This is a genomic window from Shewanella sp. SG44-6, assembly GCF_014164185.1.
Classification (GTDB): Bacteria; Pseudomonadota; Gammaproteobacteria; order Enterobacterales; family Shewanellaceae; genus Shewanella; species Shewanella vesiculosa.
On record NZ_JACJER010000094.1, the window covers coordinates 1 to 18,049 of the forward strand.

The following is an 18,049-nucleotide window of genomic DNA, read 5'->3' on the forward strand; positions in this document are numbered from 1 at the left end:
ACGACCGGTGACTTCAATGTTGTAGTAATCAACTGTTAAGAACAAGTTTTCATATTGATACACCAAACCAGCTGCATAGCTAACAGACTCTTCAGGCTTAAGCACTTCACCGCCATAGAAAGCCGCTAATGGATTTGTTGGTGGCGCAATAAAGGTCTGAATCAAATCACCATTAACAATCGATGTTTGTGTATTGACTACGTTTTCTTGACCGACTGTAGGTGCACGGAAACCGGTGCTGTGTGAAGCACGGAACGATAATTCATCCGTTGCAACATACTGCGCGGTTAACTTGTAGTTTAATGTGTCACCAAAAGTAGAGAAATCTTCGTAACGAAGTGCGACACCTAGTAAGAAGTCTTCGGTTAAATACGCTTCAACGTCAGTATAAATACCAATGTTGCTACGGTCGTTTTTACCAGCTGATTCTGGACCAAAACCTTTAAATCCATGTGAGCCGATGTTGAAACCCTGGTCTGCGTAAGGGCCAGCAATCCAAGAGGCTTCATCACCTTGACCAATTTCAAATGACTCTTTACGCCATTCAGCACCCGCAGCAAAACTAATATCTTCAATGCCACCTAAAGTCACAAAACGCGAGAAATCAAGGTTTACCGTTGTTTCAACTTGCTCGTAAGAGCCGGTGTCAAAGTCTGTTGGTGTATCTAAACCCAACGATGGATTAAGAGAGTTTTTTAAACCAAAGCTGGCTTTGTTACTGCCTGTACCTGCACTGGCATCGTACATCCATTCACCTAACTCGCCTTTAACACCAGCAAAGAAAGACATGTCTTCAATTTTACCGGTAAATTGTGGCGTATACCCACCAGGGCGAATTTGGTTCATCGCAAAACAATTTGGATCGGCGACCATAGCTTGATACTCAGGGGTATCAAGCACGTTAGGAACATTAGCTGGCACAACCGCACAAGTTGATTGATCGCCATTAACAGCACCTACGAGTAATGTTTCACCACCATCGTTGGAATACACGTTACCGCGGTTATGTGGGTTACGATAGTAGAAACCACCTGTTGCTTCACGTGAAGAGACGTTACCAAAAGCATACAAATGAGTGTCATCATTAATATCAAAACCTGAGTTTATGAAAACAGTATAGTCATCATTAATCTCTGGATTACCCCATGTTTGTGCAGGGTCTTGAATTGAAGTGTTGCCAGCGGCGGCAATCGCAGCGGCATCTGGACGCTGTACACTGCGACTAGTCGCATCAGCGGTTTTATATTGTGCACTGATGTTAACAAAGCCATCATCAGTTAACGGTAAACCGATGTTACCATCGATAGTAGTTGCTGCGCCGTCACCTTCGTAGTATTCACCTTGACTGACGGTGATAGAGCCACCTTCAGAGGCGTCTTTTAATACAAAGTTCATGACGCCCGCAATCGCATCAGAACCATACTGAGCTGCAGCACCATCGCGTAATACTTCAACTTGCTTTAATGCTACACCTGGAATAACTGAAATATCTGGACCTTGAGCACCATCGTTAATGCCACCACCTTGGAAAGCAATAACTGACGCACGGTGACGGCGTTTGCCGTTAACCAAAATAAGCGTACTGTCAGACGGTAAACCACGTAAGTTAACCGGACGAACTAGCGTTGCTGCGTCACTGATAGGTTGCGCACGAGAGTTAAAAGAAGGCACAGATGTCACTAACATGTCGATCATGTCAGTTGATCCATTTTTCTTTAAATCATCACTGCTGATGATGTCAATTGGAACCGGTGAATCACCAATTGAACGCGGTGCAGCACGCGAACCGACTACTGCGATTTTTTCAACATTTTCTTTGTTTACAGCTTCTTCATCTTCAGCAAAAGCTTGAGAGCTAATTACCGTTCCGGCAAGTGCAAATGAAATGGCTAAGCTTAAAGAGCTAATACCAAATTTAGATTTTTTTGATTGCATCATCATTATTATGTTCTCAACTGCTTATTATTGTTGTTTGTCGACTATGTCTTTTACAAAAATTGCTAAAAAACACGTCACACTATCGAAATAATCCCTATCCCGACTACATTTCTATAACAATTGAATTACAATTGCTAACACTTTTTGGGATAAATAAGCACTTGCTAAAGATTGAACAACACAATAACGGTCTAAGCTTTTGATTTTTAGTGACATACATCACAAAACGAATTATTTTCAATAAGTAAATATTTTAAACATAATCACTACAAACCTTAAGTGTAATTATAATTTTACACTTTAAGCTGCATTTTTATCCTAGAAGTTTTTAGAGGATTAACCGAAATAAACAAGCTAATTTCAAATCAATATCAGTGAGGCTTTGCCAATTGATATTGACCCGTGTAGGTTAGTCAACATAATCTAAACGGACGTTTGATTTCTATAATAATAACTCAAACATAAAAGGAGATAGCATGCCTTATGATGCTGATTCAACACTCGACCTAGATCAATACTCATCCATTGTTGATTTAATCGAAACAGCGTGTGAAAAGTTCGCTGGCAATACTGCGTATGCTTGTCTTGGTAAAAGCACCACCTTTAGTGAAATAGAACGTGATTCACGATCTTTTGCCAGCTACTTACAGCATTGCACCTCATTGCAAGCGGGTGACAGAGTCGCAATCCAACTGCCTAATATTACTCAGTTTGTCATTGCGGCTTATGGGGTTATTCGCGCGGGGATGGTGCTCGTGAATACAAATCCTATGTACACAGAACGTGAACTAATTCATCAATTTAATGACTCAGGGGCTAAAGCCTTAATTGTATTATCTGATCTATTACCAACATTAACTAAGGTTATCGATAACACCGCTATCGAGTTAGTTATTTCAACGCATGCAATGGACCTTATTCAGCCACAAGGCCAGCCAGAAACACCATTTAGTAAAGTAGAATTTATGGCCGTGCTTGCTGAAGGTGCCAAACATCCATATAACCCAATAAAGCCCAACCATGATGACTTAATTGCGCTGCAATACACTGGTGGCACAACCGGTTTGTCCAAAGGTGCTATGCTCAATCATGGCAACCTTTTAGCCAACTCAGGCCAAGTGAAATCGCGAATTGCCAGCACCATGAACGAAGGGCATGATGTATTTGTCGCGCCATTACCGATTTATCATATCTATGCTTTTATGGTTAATTTAGTCCTGTATTTTGAATCAGGTGGTTGCTCAGTATTAATCCCTAATCCTCGCGACATTGCAGGGTTGATCAATACTATGAAAGCTTATCCCTTTACTGGGTTTGCAGGCTTAAACACATTATTTGTCGGTTTATGTCATCAACCCGAATTTAAAGCCTTAGATTTCAGTAGAATGAAAATAACCATTTCAGGTGGTACCGCCTTAACCAGCGCCGCGGCTAATTTGTGGCAACAAACCACTGGTTGTATGATTTCAGAAGGCTATGGTTTGTCTGAAACATCACCTGTCGTCAGCCTTAATGCACCTGGTCATCAGCGTCTTGGCACTATTGGCAAACCCGTTTTGGGCACTGAAGTGCGAGTGCTTGATATGGATGACAATGAAGTGGCTATCGGTCAAGCTGGAGAACTTGCTGTTCGCGGACCTCAGGTGATGCAAGGGTATTGGCATAAAGCCGAAGAAACGGCTAACGTCATGACTAAAGACGGCTTTTTCAAAACCGGCGATATTGGTATTGCCAGTGTTGATGGTTATCACACCATTGTTGATCGTAAAAAAGACATGATTATTGTCTCGGGCTTTAACGTCTATCCTAATGAAGTTGAAGACGTACTTGCAAGCCATGAGCTAGTGCTAGAGTGTGCGGTCGTCGGGGTGGAAGATGAACGTTCTGGCGAAGCGGTAAAAGCAGTGATTGTATTAAAACAGCCGCCAACGGATATTGAGGCAGTAAAACAGACAATTAATGATTATTGTCGAAGCCAACTCACGGCTTATAAAGTCCCACGTATTATTGAATTTACCGAACAACTGCCAAAAAGCACAGTAGGTAAAGTTTTACGTCGTGAATTACGCAAGTCTGCTTGATTAGCAATCGATGGTTTGGAACATTCTCCCTAAGGTGAATGCTTGTCGATAATACCGCGTCCCGTTCATCAATAAACAAGATGCTAAGGCATATAGTTTATTGATGAACGATTAACATACCGAATTAGCCAATCAATTCTGAGCTGATTAAATTGCGGGCTCATCGTTATCCATTAATAACTGTAAGCTAGCAAACTCACGATATAATTCGTTACTGGTCATCAATTCGCTATGGGTTCCACTGGCAACTAATTGCCCCTTATCGATGACAAAAATCCGATCGGCATTAATCACTGTCGCTAAACGATGGGCAATAATCACTGTGGTACGTTGAGCCATTAGAGAATCAAGCGCCTGCTTAACTTTTATCTCGCTCACAGCATCTAACGCACTAGTGGCCTCATCAAGTAACAGTAATGGCCTATCGGCTAAAATCGCTCTAGCAATCGCTATCCGCTGCTTTTGACCACCAGATAAGCGCACGCCACGTTCACCTAAATAAGTTGCATAGCCTTGGGTAAACTCGCTAATAAACTCGTCGGCTTTAGCCGCAATACAAGCCTGCTTAACTTCTTCATCACTGGCATCTAAACGACCATATCGCACGTTATCGAGTACGTTCATAGCAAAAATCACCGACTCTTGCGGTACCAGTGCATATTGTTGGCGTAAATCAGCCAATGATAGCGTCGAAATATCAATACCATCTAATAAAATTCGCCCTTGTTTGGGCTGATAAAAGCGCATCATTAATTCGAATAAGGTGCTTTTCCCTGCACCACTTGGACCCACTAATGCCACCCGCTCACCAGGAGCAATCGTCAACGACAGCTGGCGGATCACGTCTTGCCCAAGATCCGATGGATAAGCAAAGCTCACATTATCAAAACTGAGCAAACCATTAACAGGCAGCACCAATTGCGCTGGTACAGCTTGCTGAGGTATGTCTATTGGGGTGTTAACTAATTCTACTAACCGTTCAGCCGCCCCAGAAGCCCGCTGAATTTCACTGAAGACTTCACTAATAGTCGCTACGGCACCTGCGACCATCACAGCGTAAAACATAAACGCAGACAACTCCCCGCCAGTGATGCTGCCAGACATAACGTCTTTGGCGCCAATCCAAGTCACAAAGGCAATGGCGGCAATACTTAAGAACATCACGGTTGATATAAGTAGTGCACGATACTTGATACGGCCTTTCGCCACATCCATTACCGCCTCAACACGGTCGGAAAAAAGTTGACGGTCTTTAGCTTCATGGGTATACGCTTGAACGGTATGAATCTCATGTAACGTTTCATCGATATAAGCACCTAGATCGCCTACTCTATCTTGGCTTTTACGCGACAAAGCCCTTACTTTTCGTCCAAAAAAGCTCACAGGACCTAGTACCAAGGGAACCGCTAATAAGACTAATGCAGTCAATTTAACACTGGTAAACGCCATCATAACAATGCCACCAATCACAGTGACACTTGAACGTAATGCCATTGATAAACTCGACCCAACAACGCTTTGTAATAAAGTACTGTCTGCGGTAAATCGTGAAATCACCTCACCAGTTCGCTGGGTGGCAAAAAAAGCTGGCGATAACGCGATTAAATGACTGTAAACCTGTAATCGAATATCAGCACTAACCCGCTCGCCGAGCCATGTCATAAGATAGAATCGGCAAAAAACCGCTGTGCCGCTGACCGCTGTTATCACAATAATAAACAACATAATCTCATTTAAACGCCCTGCGTTATCGGCAACAAAGCCCTCATCCACCATCAGTCGCACACCTTGTCCAAGCGACAGCCATGCTAGCGATCCAATAAACAAAAAGATTATTGCTGCCACTACCTTCAAACGATAAGGCGATAGAAACTGTAAAATCCAAGGCAGAACAGGATGCGGTGGAGAAGATTTAGTAGGAGAAATTGCCGCGGTTGCAGTAGTCGTTGAATTCGTCACAGTATTAACCAGCATAAATAACTAAGATATTCTGATAGTACCAACAAAACATTGTAGATGCTTTAACTACAAGCACCCAAAACACCTGATTATTGTTCAGCAAAAATAATGCTAAGCGGGTACTGAACCTTGTTGGTTAAAATTTGTTAGTTAACATTCGTTCGGCACGAACAACTTAATGGTTTATTTAGGGATACGACATAAGCCATTACCCTAAAACAAACTAATTTGATGAAAATGCAAGCCGTGTAGCAGCCCACTTGGGCTGCGTTTGTGGCTTCTTGCTGCAGTATTAAAAGCCTTATGCATATAAAATATTGCCACATACTGCGCCAATATTGTTATTGCAAGCTCCCCGTCCTGCTTTTGACTAACAATAATATGAGGAAAAATATAATGAAGAATAGCTTAAGCGCGTCAAGCGGTTTTACATTAATAGAATTGGTTGTCGTGATCATAATTTTGGCCATATTAGCTGTTGTGGCTACAAGTAAATTTATTGATTTACGTACTGATGCAATCGTGTCGACTATGGATGGCATGGAAACAGCAATGCAGTCAGCGGCGACCTTAACCTATTCCAAAGCCGCTATTGCCGGCGTAGAAAGACTTGCGTCAACGACACTTAATGTTGATGGTGTTGATATTAAGCTGGCGTATGGTTACCCAGATGGAAGTGCTGAGGGGATTGATCTATTAATAAACCCACCACAAGGTGATTGGAACAAACGCCCCAGCGTATTTGCTGGAGCCTGGATATATTGGCATGGTGTTATTGTTGAAGATGCTGGCACCGCAGCATGTTATTTACGTTACCATCAGGCTACTTCAACCGGTGTTCGTCCCATTATAAATGTTCAAACTAGCGGCTGTTAATCGTCAAATATCATTTAACACACGCATTTATTGCAATCCACAAACATGATTAAGACTCAGGGTAGCGTTTTTCAATCGTTTTCAAAGAGCGTAAAAATAAGCCTAAACCACCCACACTAAGTACCAAAATAACAATTAAATCAAATGCACTCATGTAAGAGAATCGAAAATTAATCGAGCTTATTACGCCAAAAATTAATGCCACTAATGAGCCAAATGTCAGTAACCAGCCAAGTATGTTTCTGCCATTATAAAACATAATGCCCACGCCAAACATAAACGGGATCATCACCATACCACTGGTAAGCCCAAAACCACCCAGCTGATATAAATGGCTACTAAAGCCAAATGAACTGGTCACTTTAATGGCATTTAATAACATATAAAAGCCACCACACATCATCACTAATCCAATAAAGAACTGACCTATTCCGCCAGACGTTCCACCAGCACCTTTCATCATTATCCCTTGAAAACCATTATTTTAAGTCAATAGATTGATGTTACTTAACCGTACAATTAATAGCAATCATCGGTATAACATGAACATTGTTACCCAATAATGCTTGATTGCCCTAGCGAGGTACTCTTAGCATCTTGTTTTATAAAAAATCTCCCTTGGCATTTAAATATCAATATTGCCTTAGCGAAAATAGCTGACGGATAAAATAGTAAAACTGAACTTATATCTTTCTTATCAACTTGTTTAAGCCTAAGCCTCGCGCTACTAAGTGTTATCTGAGATAATATTAGGCTATTTTATTGATATTCTTTTTTATTAGGTAACACAGTCATGACAACCCAATTTGCTTGTTCAGGTATAGAGCTTGAGCTTTTTCGTTATCCAAGCCAACAAGCATCCAACTTACAAGCATGGGACGCGGCTGATGAATACCTAATCAAATACCTCATTGATGCAGAAATAACCCCAGGCACAACCGCAATTCTTAATGATAATTTTGGTGCGCTGACATGTGCATTAGCAGCACAAGCTCCAAGCAGTGAGTTAATCGTTGAAACCGACGCAAAAACCAGTTTACTAGGATGTCAGCAAAATTTATTAGGCAACAAACTGGCGCCGACTAATATTCAATGGTTTAACAGTCGCGATACTCTGCCAGACAATATTCAATTAGTGTTGATGAAATTACCGAAGAATCTTCATTACTTTGGCCAGCAACTGGCGCGTTTATCAACCGTGCTTCCAGCGGGAACCCAAATACTGATCGGTGCTAAAGCCAAGTCAATCAACCCCGCATTGCTCGCCAGTATTGAAAAGAATCTAGGTCCTGCATCAGCCAGTTTAGCGTGGAAAAAAACACGGGTAATCAGCTGTATTAGCGATGGTAAACCACGCTCATTAGCGCAAGCGGTGAGTTGGAACGTCGATGAACTGAAACTGACGATGAGCAATCTTGCCAATGTATTTGCTGCCAATAAGCTCGATATTGGCGCAAGGATTATGCTCGATAACATGCCCAAAGGTGAATTCAACCACATCATAGACTTAGGCTGTGGTAACGGTATTTTAGGCTTACATGCAAAGCAATGTTATCCACATGCGCAGATCCACTTTGTCGATGATTCTGATATGGCTATCGCCTCGGCAAAGCATAATTGGCATGCTAACGCCCTAGACGCTCAGTCCCAAGAACCACAAACAGAACAAACGCCACAAGCTTTTTTCCATTGGGACGATTGCCTGAGTAACTTGCCCGCAGATGTTGAACCAGACTTAGTGCTATGTAACCCTCCGTTTCATCAAGGGGAAGCTATTACCGACCACATCGCTTGGCAAATGTTTGTCGACGCACATAAACGCTTAAAGAAAGGCGGTTTATTACATATTGTCGGTAATCGACATTTAGCCTACCACGTTAAAATAAAGCGCATTTTTAAAAACTGCACTACTGTGGCATCCAATGGTAAATTTGTCATTTTACAAGCGATAAAATAAGTTGATTGGTCGCTATATAAAAATTTGACAATAATCATAATGGACGAGTTTATTTAATGGACAATCAAGCAAAAGACTATTTAGCGATCAATAAACACGCATGGAACCAGCGAACTCAAATCCATCTTGACTCAACATTTTACGCCTTAGACGCATTTATCCTAGGCAAGTCATCATTAAACCCCATTGAACTTGAACAAGTCGGCGATGTACACAATAAAAGCCTGTTGCATCTACAATGTCACTTTGGGCAAGACAGTTTATCGTGGGCAAGACTTGGCGCTAATGTCACTGGCGTAGACTTATCTAGCGAGTCGATTAAAACAGCCAAAAAGCTGGCCGCTCAACTACACTTACCAGCAACATTTATCAATAATGATATATATCAGTTTGGTGACCACAATACCGAGCAATATGACATCGTATTCAGCTCTTATGGGGTGTTAGCTTGGTTACCCGATTTAACTCGCTGGGCCCAAACCATTGCGGGCGCATTACGTCCTGGCGGTGAGTTTCATTTAGTTGAGTTCCACCCGTTTAATGATGTGTTGTCTGGTTATGGCTATTTTGCGCAGTTACAAGCGGATATTGAAGCTGAAGTCACCTACACCGAAAACCATAATGACCAAATCGAAACCGTAGTCACTTGGCCACATCCGATAAGTGAAGTGATTAGCGCACTCATTGCGGCGGGCCTCAGCATTGAAGCGTTTAACGAGCACCCTTACAGTCCTTATAACTGTGTCGAGGGTTTGGAGTTTGTGGCAGGCAAAGGATATCAGCTAAAGCATCAAGGCCATCTCATCCCACTTATCTACTCTATTAAAGCTAGCAAAGTGGGATAAAATGAGCCTAAAGCCTATTTAACTAAGCTTAAGCATCCGTTTTAGTTGATGACTGTTGATGTGTTGCAGGCGGTGCAAACAGTATCCGCCAACGTTGTTTTAGAGATAATTGGGCTTGGGTAACATCACCCCACATCTCGCGCCATTCACTAAAGGTCACCACTAACGGATTAAAGCTGTTTACCGGTTTAGTAATACCGTAAACCACAGTTTCATTTTCAGGCTCGAATGTACCAAAGAGTTTGTCCCATATAATCAGTACCCCCGCATAATTTTTGTCTATGTATTGTGGGTTACGCCCATGATGAACTCGGTGATGGGACGGTGTATTAAAAATCCATTCCAATGGCCCTAACGACTTAATCGCTTGGGTGTGAACAAAGAACTGCAGCCCTAGATTGAGCAACACCGCAAATACCACCCAGTTAGGATCAAAACCAATTACCACCAGCGGTAACCAAAACAGCCACATTCCTGCCAATGGGTACATTAAGCTTTGTCTAAAAGCGGTGCTGAAATTCATGTTCTCTGAACTGTGATGCACCACATGCGCCGCCCACATCCAACGAATACGATGACTAGCGCGATGAAACCAGTAATAACAAAAGTCTTGAGCTATGAGCAATAAACCAAAAGTGAATAAACTCATTTCCATATCAAATAAACGCCAGCCGAAAAAGTGTAAATAGATTTTCGCAATAAATAAGCCTGCAATGATATCCGCCACTTGATGCATGCCAGCTAATACAAAATTACACAGCACTTCGGCAGGGCGATATTGAGCATTACTCGGTAATCGCTGGGCGCGAACGCCAAACCACCACTCCAATAAAATACAGCCGAAAAAGATCGGTGCTAACACCAATAATAACCACTCAGGGTGAGCAATCAGTAAATCCATGTCCATATTGTTATCCATTTCTATTTATTATTATTTTAACAAGGTTTGTACTAGCGCTTCGCTGCGCCTAATGCCTAATCAACGCTTTGTTGCGCCAAAGCCATTTTAGTAAACCGCTTCCAATAAGCGCTTTTTAGTTATCCGGTGTGAGTAACCAGTTTTTAGTCATCCGTAAGCCATAGGCTAAAAAAGCACTCACCTCGTAGATACCATTAGTATTTATCACCATTTGGCAAAATGGTCTTCTGTTAAGCCAAGCTGATTAGTTAACTTATATTGGTTACCATTGTTATCGCAAATCACGCCACTAAAATAGCCAATATATTGTCTAAAGTTGTTTTTTAACCAAATTAAATTGAGCTTTTCGCTGCGCTGATTTAATGGTCTAAAATGCAAGTCGACATTGCCATCATTAGTCGTGATATGCCATCCATCTTGTTGTGAGTGACGATTAAAATCAAACTGTGCACCACCCAATAAATGACGTTGACCATTAATCCACATTACATTTTCAGTCTGACCAGTTTCGTTAACCCCGGCGGCCAAATTAAGCCCAATAACACCATCGTCGGTTTGAGCATTGATTGAAGCCCAACGCCAACTGGTTTCGCGGCGCATAAATCCAGCTGAAAAGTCATAACCCGCCAATGCATATTGCAAAGGCTGTGGTTCATGATGAATGGTTAATTGTCCAGTGACGGCTAAGCCATTGTGCTTTTGAGTATAGGTCCAACCGTTATAACCCGTTGGGGTACACAAGCAGATGGGTAAGCTCAATGGTGCAGGCTGAATACGCAGATTGGCTTGTATGTCTGCAAGATTAATCTCGACATGCCATTGGCCGTCGACAATATCAATAACAATTCCTTTGCTTTTCCGGCCAATCTCAGCGCGCCCATGCTTAGGTGAGTCACTTAATTTACAGCCAAGCCCTAATGGGGTTAGCCATTGTGTTTGCGTTAGCTTATTAGCTTTGATGTCATAGAGGTAACAAAAGCCATTAGCAACATAACGAATATCCGCAATCGCAAGTGCAATGATATAATGAGGGGTGATAATACTCACAAATTGGAACTGCTTAAAGTCAAAATGCTTAGCCACTGCTGATGCAGGTTTGTCCATTACCGTAGAGTAAGCAAACTGATCAACGTTGAGTGAATCAACAAGCCCATCAAACATGCCAAATACAGGCTGACCATTGGCATTAATCAATTTATCTGGCGCCAATTGTGGCTGTTTATGTTGCATTGCATTACCTACATAATGTTGTTTATCAAACTTAAGTTGCATAATACTAACCTGAATTGATCAGTGATTAATGTCAACAACCCCGTAAGATTGTTGTCGGCATCTAAATTGAACCTCTGAAACAAGTTATTGATTATTGACTTAGCTATATACCTCGAGGCGTTCATTAGCGAATTTATCTTTATAACAACATAACCTTAGCGATGCTGGAAACCCAGACAAATTCTGGTATCATTTATCTACCTTTTGCTTGTTATTGTTGCCTCATGAAGTTATTGATCCCTATTTTACTGTCTACATTATTGCTATCAGCTTGTGCGAGTTATGAGCCAACTCATGTTGGTCTCAATCCCACATTGGGGCCCGTCAAGTTACAAACTGAAGCTGATTATCCGGTAATGGTTGACACCATAGACACCCGCGAAGCCAGTTTTGTGGTGCGTTTCAACGAAAAAGGCAAAACGCCGAGATTAGTGAGTGCGAGTGAACCTATCCGCCAACAACTGGACAAATTATTTCGTAATGGGATGATCAAAGCTGGTTATGTCATAGACCCCGCCGCACGAAATTCAGTGCAATTTCAGTTGAATTATTTATTAGCAGATGTCACGGATACCACCTTCAGTTTTGAATCTAAAACACGTTTAGTGATTAATGTACTAGCTAAAAATTCACAACAAGAATTTACTAAAACATATAATGCTAACGGCTACTTAAAGGGTCCATTGAGCCCTGATTTTGCCACGCTTGAATTAGATATCACCAAGCTAGTGGATAAACTCACGACTGAAATTCTTAACGATGAAGAGTTACACCAATTTATTCAACGTTAATTGACCACGGCTTAGCAGCGATGAGTCACGAAAGATGCCAATAAAAGGATTGCATATTATGTTTAAATGGCTTGCCACTTGTTTATTGTTATTGGCCAGCATAAGCGCCAATGCTGAAGTCGATATTCAAAAAGACACCCTATATCCACAAGTAGAGTTAGACACGTCTATGGGGAAAATTGTGGTTGAGTTAGATCGAACCCGTGCGCCACTTACAGTCGATAACTTTTTAACTTATGTGGTTAAGGGTGAATACGACAATACAATTTTTCATCGGGTAATCGCCGAATTTGTGGTTCAAGGTGGTGGCTTAACCCCTAAACTAGAAGAACGTCCTTCGCTAAAGCCGGTGGTAAATGAGTCGGGCAATGGTTTATCGAACGCTCTTGGCACAATAGCCATGGCTCGAGATAATGACCCCCATTCAGCCACACGACAGTTTTACTTCAACATGGGTGACAATAAGAAATTAGATCCGTCTAAACGCCGCTGGGGCTACACCGTTTTTGGTGAAGTCACCAAAGGGATGGATGTGCTAGAAGCCATTTCATTGATGCCGACTGAACATAATAGCACCCTAAACTGGCCCGATTTTCCGGTAAAAACCGTAATACTAAAAAAAGCCACTTTACTGCCTCGCTAATTTCCCACGACTGATCTATACCTATCGATAGTAATAAGCGCATTACCATCGATATTGTCTTAATGCTTAGTCTCAAAAATTCTTAGTTTCAAAAATATCTGGACCAGCACAAATACCAGTGCATGATTGACGTTAACCAACACCAAGGGATGTTTAACATAATCATCCGACTACCTAGCCCCCTACATTTTTACTAGCTTATAAATCAATGAAATAGCACTATAGAATGACAAATATGACTCTTTTTTTAATGCTTATCACGTTAATCGCCAGATTAACGTCTATAATCTAGTTTACTCTTTCAGACAATTAGCTGCGCAACTCTTGGCACCGTACTTCTAATATTCAAGGACGTAAATATTATGACGGCTAATGATTTCATTGAAACCAAAGCCCCACAACTTGCCTATTACGGCAAAGCTTTTTTAGACAATCAATTAGATTACAAAGAAATACAACTGTACATGTGGGATGTATTAGAAGAGTGGCAATTTATATCAAACAATCCCAAGCAATTAACTGAGCAACCCAGTGATACAGAAAAAGTGTTTTGGCACTTATTGTATTGTTTTGATCATTGGTCTGGTTGGGCCATTAAAGGCAATCAATATTTACGCCAACAAGTACATGACTGTTGCGACTACATCAATATTGGTGGCAATGTGCCACAAAGCTGTATAGGTATCAGACCTTAAGTCAATTATCTGAATTATGGTCTGCATTCTAGTTTAACCTCAAACTGGCTGAATAATCTTTTAGAATGGCTTGAACCTAAACCTCTTGCAACATAAGCTAGAGCCATTCTCCATTATCCAGTTGTCTTATGTCGGTTTTTTTGGCTCGTACCCGTGAAGCATTATCGGTTTATTACCACAAACGAGTATTAATCTTACTCTTGCTGGGATTTTCTGCCGGCTTACCATTAATGCTGGTCTTTTCGACGCTGAGCTTTTGGTTACGTGAGGCCGGCGTTGACCGAGCCGCCATTGGTTACTTTAGCTGGATAGCACTCACCTATGCTTTTAAATGGGCATGGTCACCATTAGTCGACCGTATGTCTCTGCCCTTATTTACGCGTTTTTTGGGCAGAAGACGAGGTTGGATGCTGTTTGCACAATTGTGCTTAGTTGGCGCCATACTTGGTATGTCGATCAGCGATCCTGTGGTTAATCTTGAACGTTTGGCTTTGTGCGCGCTACTACTCGCCTTCGCATCAGCGACTCAAGATATTGTCATTGATGCTTTTCGAATTGAATCTGCTCCAGAAAAAATGCAAGCAGCACTCGCAGCAGCCTATCAGGTCGGTTATCGAGGGGCGATGATCATTGCCACCGCAGGTGCCTTAACCATAGCAGCTTGGGTATCACCAGGTGATGATGCTTACAATCTACAAGCTTGGCAAACAGCGTACTTTGCCATGGCAATGTTAATGGGCATTGGCATTATTACCACCCTATGCAGCAAAGAACCTCAGGTTGATACTAAATACGCTGACGATAAAGAACGGCAACTAAGAGCCGATTTTGCAGCCAAGTATCCAGCCAAAATCGCCGGAACGTTAGCCTGGTTATACAGTGCTAGCGTATTGCCTTTTATTGACTTTTTTAAACGTCACGGCAAAAGTGCCATTCTGATTTTGTTGCTCATTTCATGCTATCGCATCTCCGATATTGTCATGGGCATCATGGCAAATGTGTTTTATGTCGATATCGGTTTCAGCAAAGAGGAAATCGCTTTTATCAGTAAAGTCTATGGTTTAATCATGACCTTAGTCGGCGCCGCTTTTGGCGGAGTATTGCTGATGCGTTACGGCACCATGAAAATTCTATTCTTGGGCGCATTATTAGTTGCGGTAACTAACTTGTTGTTTGCCTGGCAGGCCTATATTGGCTATAACGTGCCATTTTTAACCTTGGCTATCTCGGTGGATAATTTTAGTGCTGGTATCGCGACTGCGGCATTTATTGCCTACTTATCGAGTTTAACCAGTACGGGTTATAGCGCAACACAATATGCCTTGTTATCCTCAATCATGTTGTTGTTTCCAAAATTTATCGCCGGATTTTCAGGCTTATATGTCAATGCTTTTGGTTATATCAACTTTTTCATTGCTGCGAGTTTGATTGGTTTTCCTGTGCTGTTATTAGTGGTGTTGGTTAATCGATCGCAGCTACAAGTGATGGCACAGGCTCAATCATTAGATGGTTCGATTGATGTATCAACAGATGTGGCTAAACCACCTCTTTAGCAACGCTATGTTCAATTTTACCTCAACTCGGTAATACTTAGTTGAGGTCATTCTGGTAGCGCTTCTGAGTCAGAATCTGCCTTTATCTTTTTTGGACTGTTAGGTGTTAGGTGTTAGGTGTTAGCAAACTTCAGTTGGATTTTGGTGACAAGGTTCTGCGCTGGCTAAAGAGAATGACAAGTCTGATTAATCTCGCCTAATTAACATTGCTTAAGTACACCATGACGTCATTGAAACTAACCGCCTGGTGCAGGCCTAGTGCAGATGATTAAGCGAGACGCCAGCGGTAAATTTTTTACGGTAAGCATCCATGTGGGCGGCGCCAAAATGTCGCGGTTTGGGTTACTCGCCGATTCATCTACACGGGAAATTTCTCTCTTCAATTTAACGTCATGCTTGTCTGCCGCTAAGAGCTCAATAGAAAATCTAATCAAATCTAAGCAACGGACTTACTTTTGGACGAAATGTGTTGTCGTTAACGCCGCAGCTCCTTTAGCTCACCGCTGTGATATTCAAAATGAATAAGCCACTAGGTTGTGGATGGACCACGACGGCATAGCGTTATCGAAGCGTTTAGTGATGTTGAAGGTATTCAACTCGGCATAAAATTACCATGAAATCCCAGGGGCAGATGGTATGGTAGCCATGCTCTTGCAATGGGACCTGAAGATAAATCATTCACTGCAAAGATATTCAAACAAGTACGCTTTGTCGGTACATGTAGCGCGGTACCGATTAAGTAGCCGGTATTTTCGATAGCTTTTTGGCAAACACTAATGTGCTCTTCAACCAAGTAATCTTCCCCAAAATGGTAATGCTGTTCTGCGCCAGTGTCGGTGTTGAGAGATGATAATGTATCACTCCATAGGCTATTGGTTTTAGCTGACAGATGGTATAAATAGTGGTTTTTTAAACCGACCACATGATCACACACGCGTGGGAACTCGCTCGTACCTGGCATTATTTGCATACTGTAATGACCCTCTGTGTGCAGAGTAATCAGCGCTGTTTTTGCTTTTGTACTGGCCTGTTCAATCTTGCCTTGCATAACATTAGACAGCTTATGCAATACATTCACGTCGGGATACAAGCTCGCATCAAAATGAATAGTGCCATTTATTTCTTCCCAGGCATTTCCATAATGAAATACAAAACCCGCTGGAAGTTCGTAGTGCTTGATAACAGTCAATGACTGCTTACTAATCACTAACACCCTCATTGGAATATCAGTATTGTATTTAATTTGTTCAAAATGCCCTTCAATAGATTTATCAGTAAACAGTGATGGCAGAATGATCAGCAGGTGCTTGTCTGTGATGAGGAAATCATGCAGCATTGCGCCACGATATTGAGTGTTAATTACCCCTGCATTTTTGACGTTACCGTTCGATGCCAGATGATAGAGCACAATATTACCTGATGGATGCAAACCAAAATTCCAAATATCACCACTAGGATCCACTTTTGGATGAGCAGAAAAAGGCAGCCCTTGTAAAGTATTGGCGTATTTTGACTCTGCGCCTAAATGAACTTGCTGTTGAAATTGCATTGAATCACGATCTATTTTTGTCGGAGACCCCGCCTCCCAAAGCGCCCAAAGATCATCACCAACAGCAATGATATTGGTATTGGCGGTATTGACTGTGTCAGGAGTCACCACCGGTAGCGCATGGGCAATTTTGGTCTCAGGGCCAGAATAAACAAATTGCTGGGCTTGTTGCTCTTGGCTAAATTTTGGTGTGTTAATAAACTGGCCGCGATGGACGATATTCTGATTTTTTATTTCAAAACGTTGCAACATGCCATCACCTTCAAAGGCATGTTGATATCGGATGGCTCCACGTTCATGTTTTGCTGGGCCATTGCGATAAAATACCCCATGTAAATCTGCTGGAATACGCCCTTCAAGTGAAAGTGTTTGTGGCTCAAAGTTACGTTCTACATTGGCAAAACCAATCAATAAGGTCATTTTTACTAATATTCCTGTCGGTCAATACGCTATTCGCTTCTTTCAAGACGAAAATAATAACGGCACATTAGACACCAACCTATTTGGAATGCCATCAGAAGGTTATGGATTTTCAAACAACGCCAAACCTAATTATGGTCCAGTTGGTTATCAAGATGCGGCATTTACCGTAACCGAACAGCAAGATCCCGTGATTAATCAAACCCACATTATCTACTAACATAGGGAAGTGCTAATTATGCAACGTAGACAGTTTTTAAAAAGCATGGCTATAGTCGGTGCATCAAGTGCATTGCCTGCATCTGCAACCTTACTTACCGCACCCGTAGCTCCGGCTATGGTCAATGTTAAACAGTTATTTAATGATGCCATAGCTGTTCAGCCTGAATTGAGTGGTTTGGCCAATGTAGATCGTAACTTTGCGCCACGATATTGAGTGTTAATGACCCCTGCATGTTGGACGTTACCGTTCGATGCCAGATGATAGAGCACAATATTACCTGATGGTTGCAAACCATAATTCCAAATATCACCACTAGGATCCACTTTTG

At 41.9% G+C, this 18,049-nt stretch carries 15 protein-coding genes; 9 read left to right on the forward strand and 6 right to left on the reverse strand.

Annotated elements, in window-relative coordinates:
* On the reverse strand, positions 1-1,938 hold a 1,938-nt coding region (locus H5185_RS15580; RefSeq protein ID WP_182742565.1), incomplete at its 3' end, for a TonB-dependent siderophore receptor.
* 476 nt (positions 1,939-2,414) lie between these two features.
* Between H5185_RS15580 and H5185_RS15585 the strand changes: the two genes are divergently transcribed.
* Entirely contained in the window at positions 2,415-4,019 is a 1,605-nt protein-coding gene (locus tag H5185_RS15585) for an AMP-binding protein (RefSeq protein WP_182742558.1), read from the forward strand.
* Between the two features lie 147 nt (positions 4,020-4,166).
* Here the strand turns inward: H5185_RS15585 and H5185_RS15590 are convergent, their stop codons facing one another.
* Complete coding sequence (locus H5185_RS15590; RefSeq protein WP_182742559.1) at positions 4,167-5,993, reverse strand: ABC transporter transmembrane domain-containing protein; 1,827 nt, start codon at positions 5,991-5,993, stop codon at positions 4,167-4,169.
* Between the two features lie 381 nt (positions 5,994-6,374).
* Between H5185_RS15590 and H5185_RS15595 the strand changes: the two genes are divergently transcribed.
* Positions 6,375-6,854: a type II secretion system protein gene (locus H5185_RS15595; RefSeq protein WP_182742560.1), complete on the forward strand. Its 480-nt coding sequence runs from the start codon at positions 6,375-6,377 to the stop codon at positions 6,852-6,854.
* Between the two features lie 49 nt (positions 6,855-6,903).
* Here H5185_RS15595 and H5185_RS15600 read toward each other — a convergent pair whose 3' ends face one another.
* Positions 6,904-7,314: a hypothetical protein gene (locus H5185_RS15600; RefSeq protein WP_182722466.1), complete on the reverse strand. Its 411-nt coding sequence runs from the start codon at positions 7,312-7,314 to the stop codon at positions 6,904-6,906.
* Between the two features lie 333 nt (positions 7,315-7,647).
* Here H5185_RS15600 and H5185_RS15605 point away from each other — a divergent pair, with 333 nt between their 5' ends.
* Both H5185_RS15605 and H5185_RS15610 read left to right on the forward strand, forming a co-directional pair.
* Complete coding sequence (locus H5185_RS15605; protein ID WP_182742561.1) at positions 7,648-8,811, forward strand: methyltransferase; 1,164 nt, start codon at positions 7,648-7,650, stop codon at positions 8,809-8,811.
* 56 nt (positions 8,812-8,867) lie between these two features.
* Positions 8,868-9,656, forward strand: a complete 789-nt coding sequence (locus H5185_RS15610; protein WP_182742562.1) for a bifunctional 2-polyprenyl-6-hydroxyphenol methylase/3-demethylubiquinol 3-O-methyltransferase UbiG — start codon at positions 8,868-8,870, stop codon at positions 9,654-9,656.
* Positions 9,657-9,684: 28 nt separating this feature from the next.
* Here the strand turns inward: H5185_RS15610 and H5185_RS15615 are convergent, their stop codons facing one another.
* Positions 9,685-10,563, reverse strand: coding sequence for a sterol desaturase family protein (locus H5185_RS15615; protein ID WP_182698681.1), 879 nt, complete (start codon positions 10,561-10,563; stop codon positions 9,685-9,687).
* A 216-nt stretch (positions 10,564-10,779) separates the two neighbouring features.
* Complete coding sequence (locus H5185_RS15620) at positions 10,780-11,847, reverse strand: DUF2804 domain-containing protein (protein WP_259396234.1); 1,068 nt, start codon at positions 11,845-11,847, stop codon at positions 10,780-10,782.
* A gap of 224 nt (positions 11,848-12,071) precedes the next feature.
* Between H5185_RS15620 and H5185_RS15625 the strand changes: the two genes are divergently transcribed.
* From H5185_RS15625 to H5185_RS15640, 4 genes are all read left to right on the forward strand, one after another.
* Positions 12,072-12,638 (forward strand): YajG family lipoprotein, encoded by a 567-nt coding sequence (locus H5185_RS15625; protein WP_124017841.1) that lies wholly within the window; start codon positions 12,072-12,074, stop codon positions 12,636-12,638.
* A 58-nt stretch (positions 12,639-12,696) separates the two neighbouring features.
* Positions 12,697-13,281 (forward strand): peptidylprolyl isomerase, encoded by a 585-nt coding sequence (locus H5185_RS15630; protein WP_124017840.1) that lies wholly within the window; start codon positions 12,697-12,699, stop codon positions 13,279-13,281.
* A gap of 362 nt (positions 13,282-13,643) precedes the next feature.
* Positions 13,644-13,976 carry a hypothetical protein gene (locus H5185_RS15635; RefSeq protein ID WP_124017839.1) on the forward strand — a complete coding sequence of 111 codons (333 nt, stop codon included), beginning with the start codon at positions 13,644-13,646 and terminating at the stop codon, positions 13,974-13,976.
* Positions 13,977-14,104: 128 nt separating this feature from the next.
* Positions 14,105-15,529 (forward strand): AmpG family muropeptide MFS transporter, encoded by a 1,425-nt coding sequence (locus tag H5185_RS15640; RefSeq protein ID WP_124017838.1) that lies wholly within the window; start codon positions 14,105-14,107, stop codon positions 15,527-15,529.
* A gap of 592 nt (positions 15,530-16,121) precedes the next feature.
* Here H5185_RS15640 and H5185_RS15645 read toward each other — a convergent pair.
* Complete coding sequence (locus H5185_RS15645) at positions 16,122-17,498, reverse strand: carotenoid oxygenase family protein (protein WP_182742563.1); 1,377 nt, start codon at positions 17,496-17,498, stop codon at positions 16,122-16,124.
* Here H5185_RS15645 and H5185_RS15650 point away from each other — a divergent pair.
* Positions 17,473-17,718, forward strand: a complete 246-nt coding sequence (locus H5185_RS15650) for a DUF2141 domain-containing protein (RefSeq protein ID WP_220494480.1) — start codon at positions 17,473-17,475, stop codon at positions 17,716-17,718. The genes H5185_RS15645 and H5185_RS15650 overlap by 26 nt on opposite strands.
* The last annotated feature ends 331 nt before the right edge of the window (positions 17,719-18,049 follow it).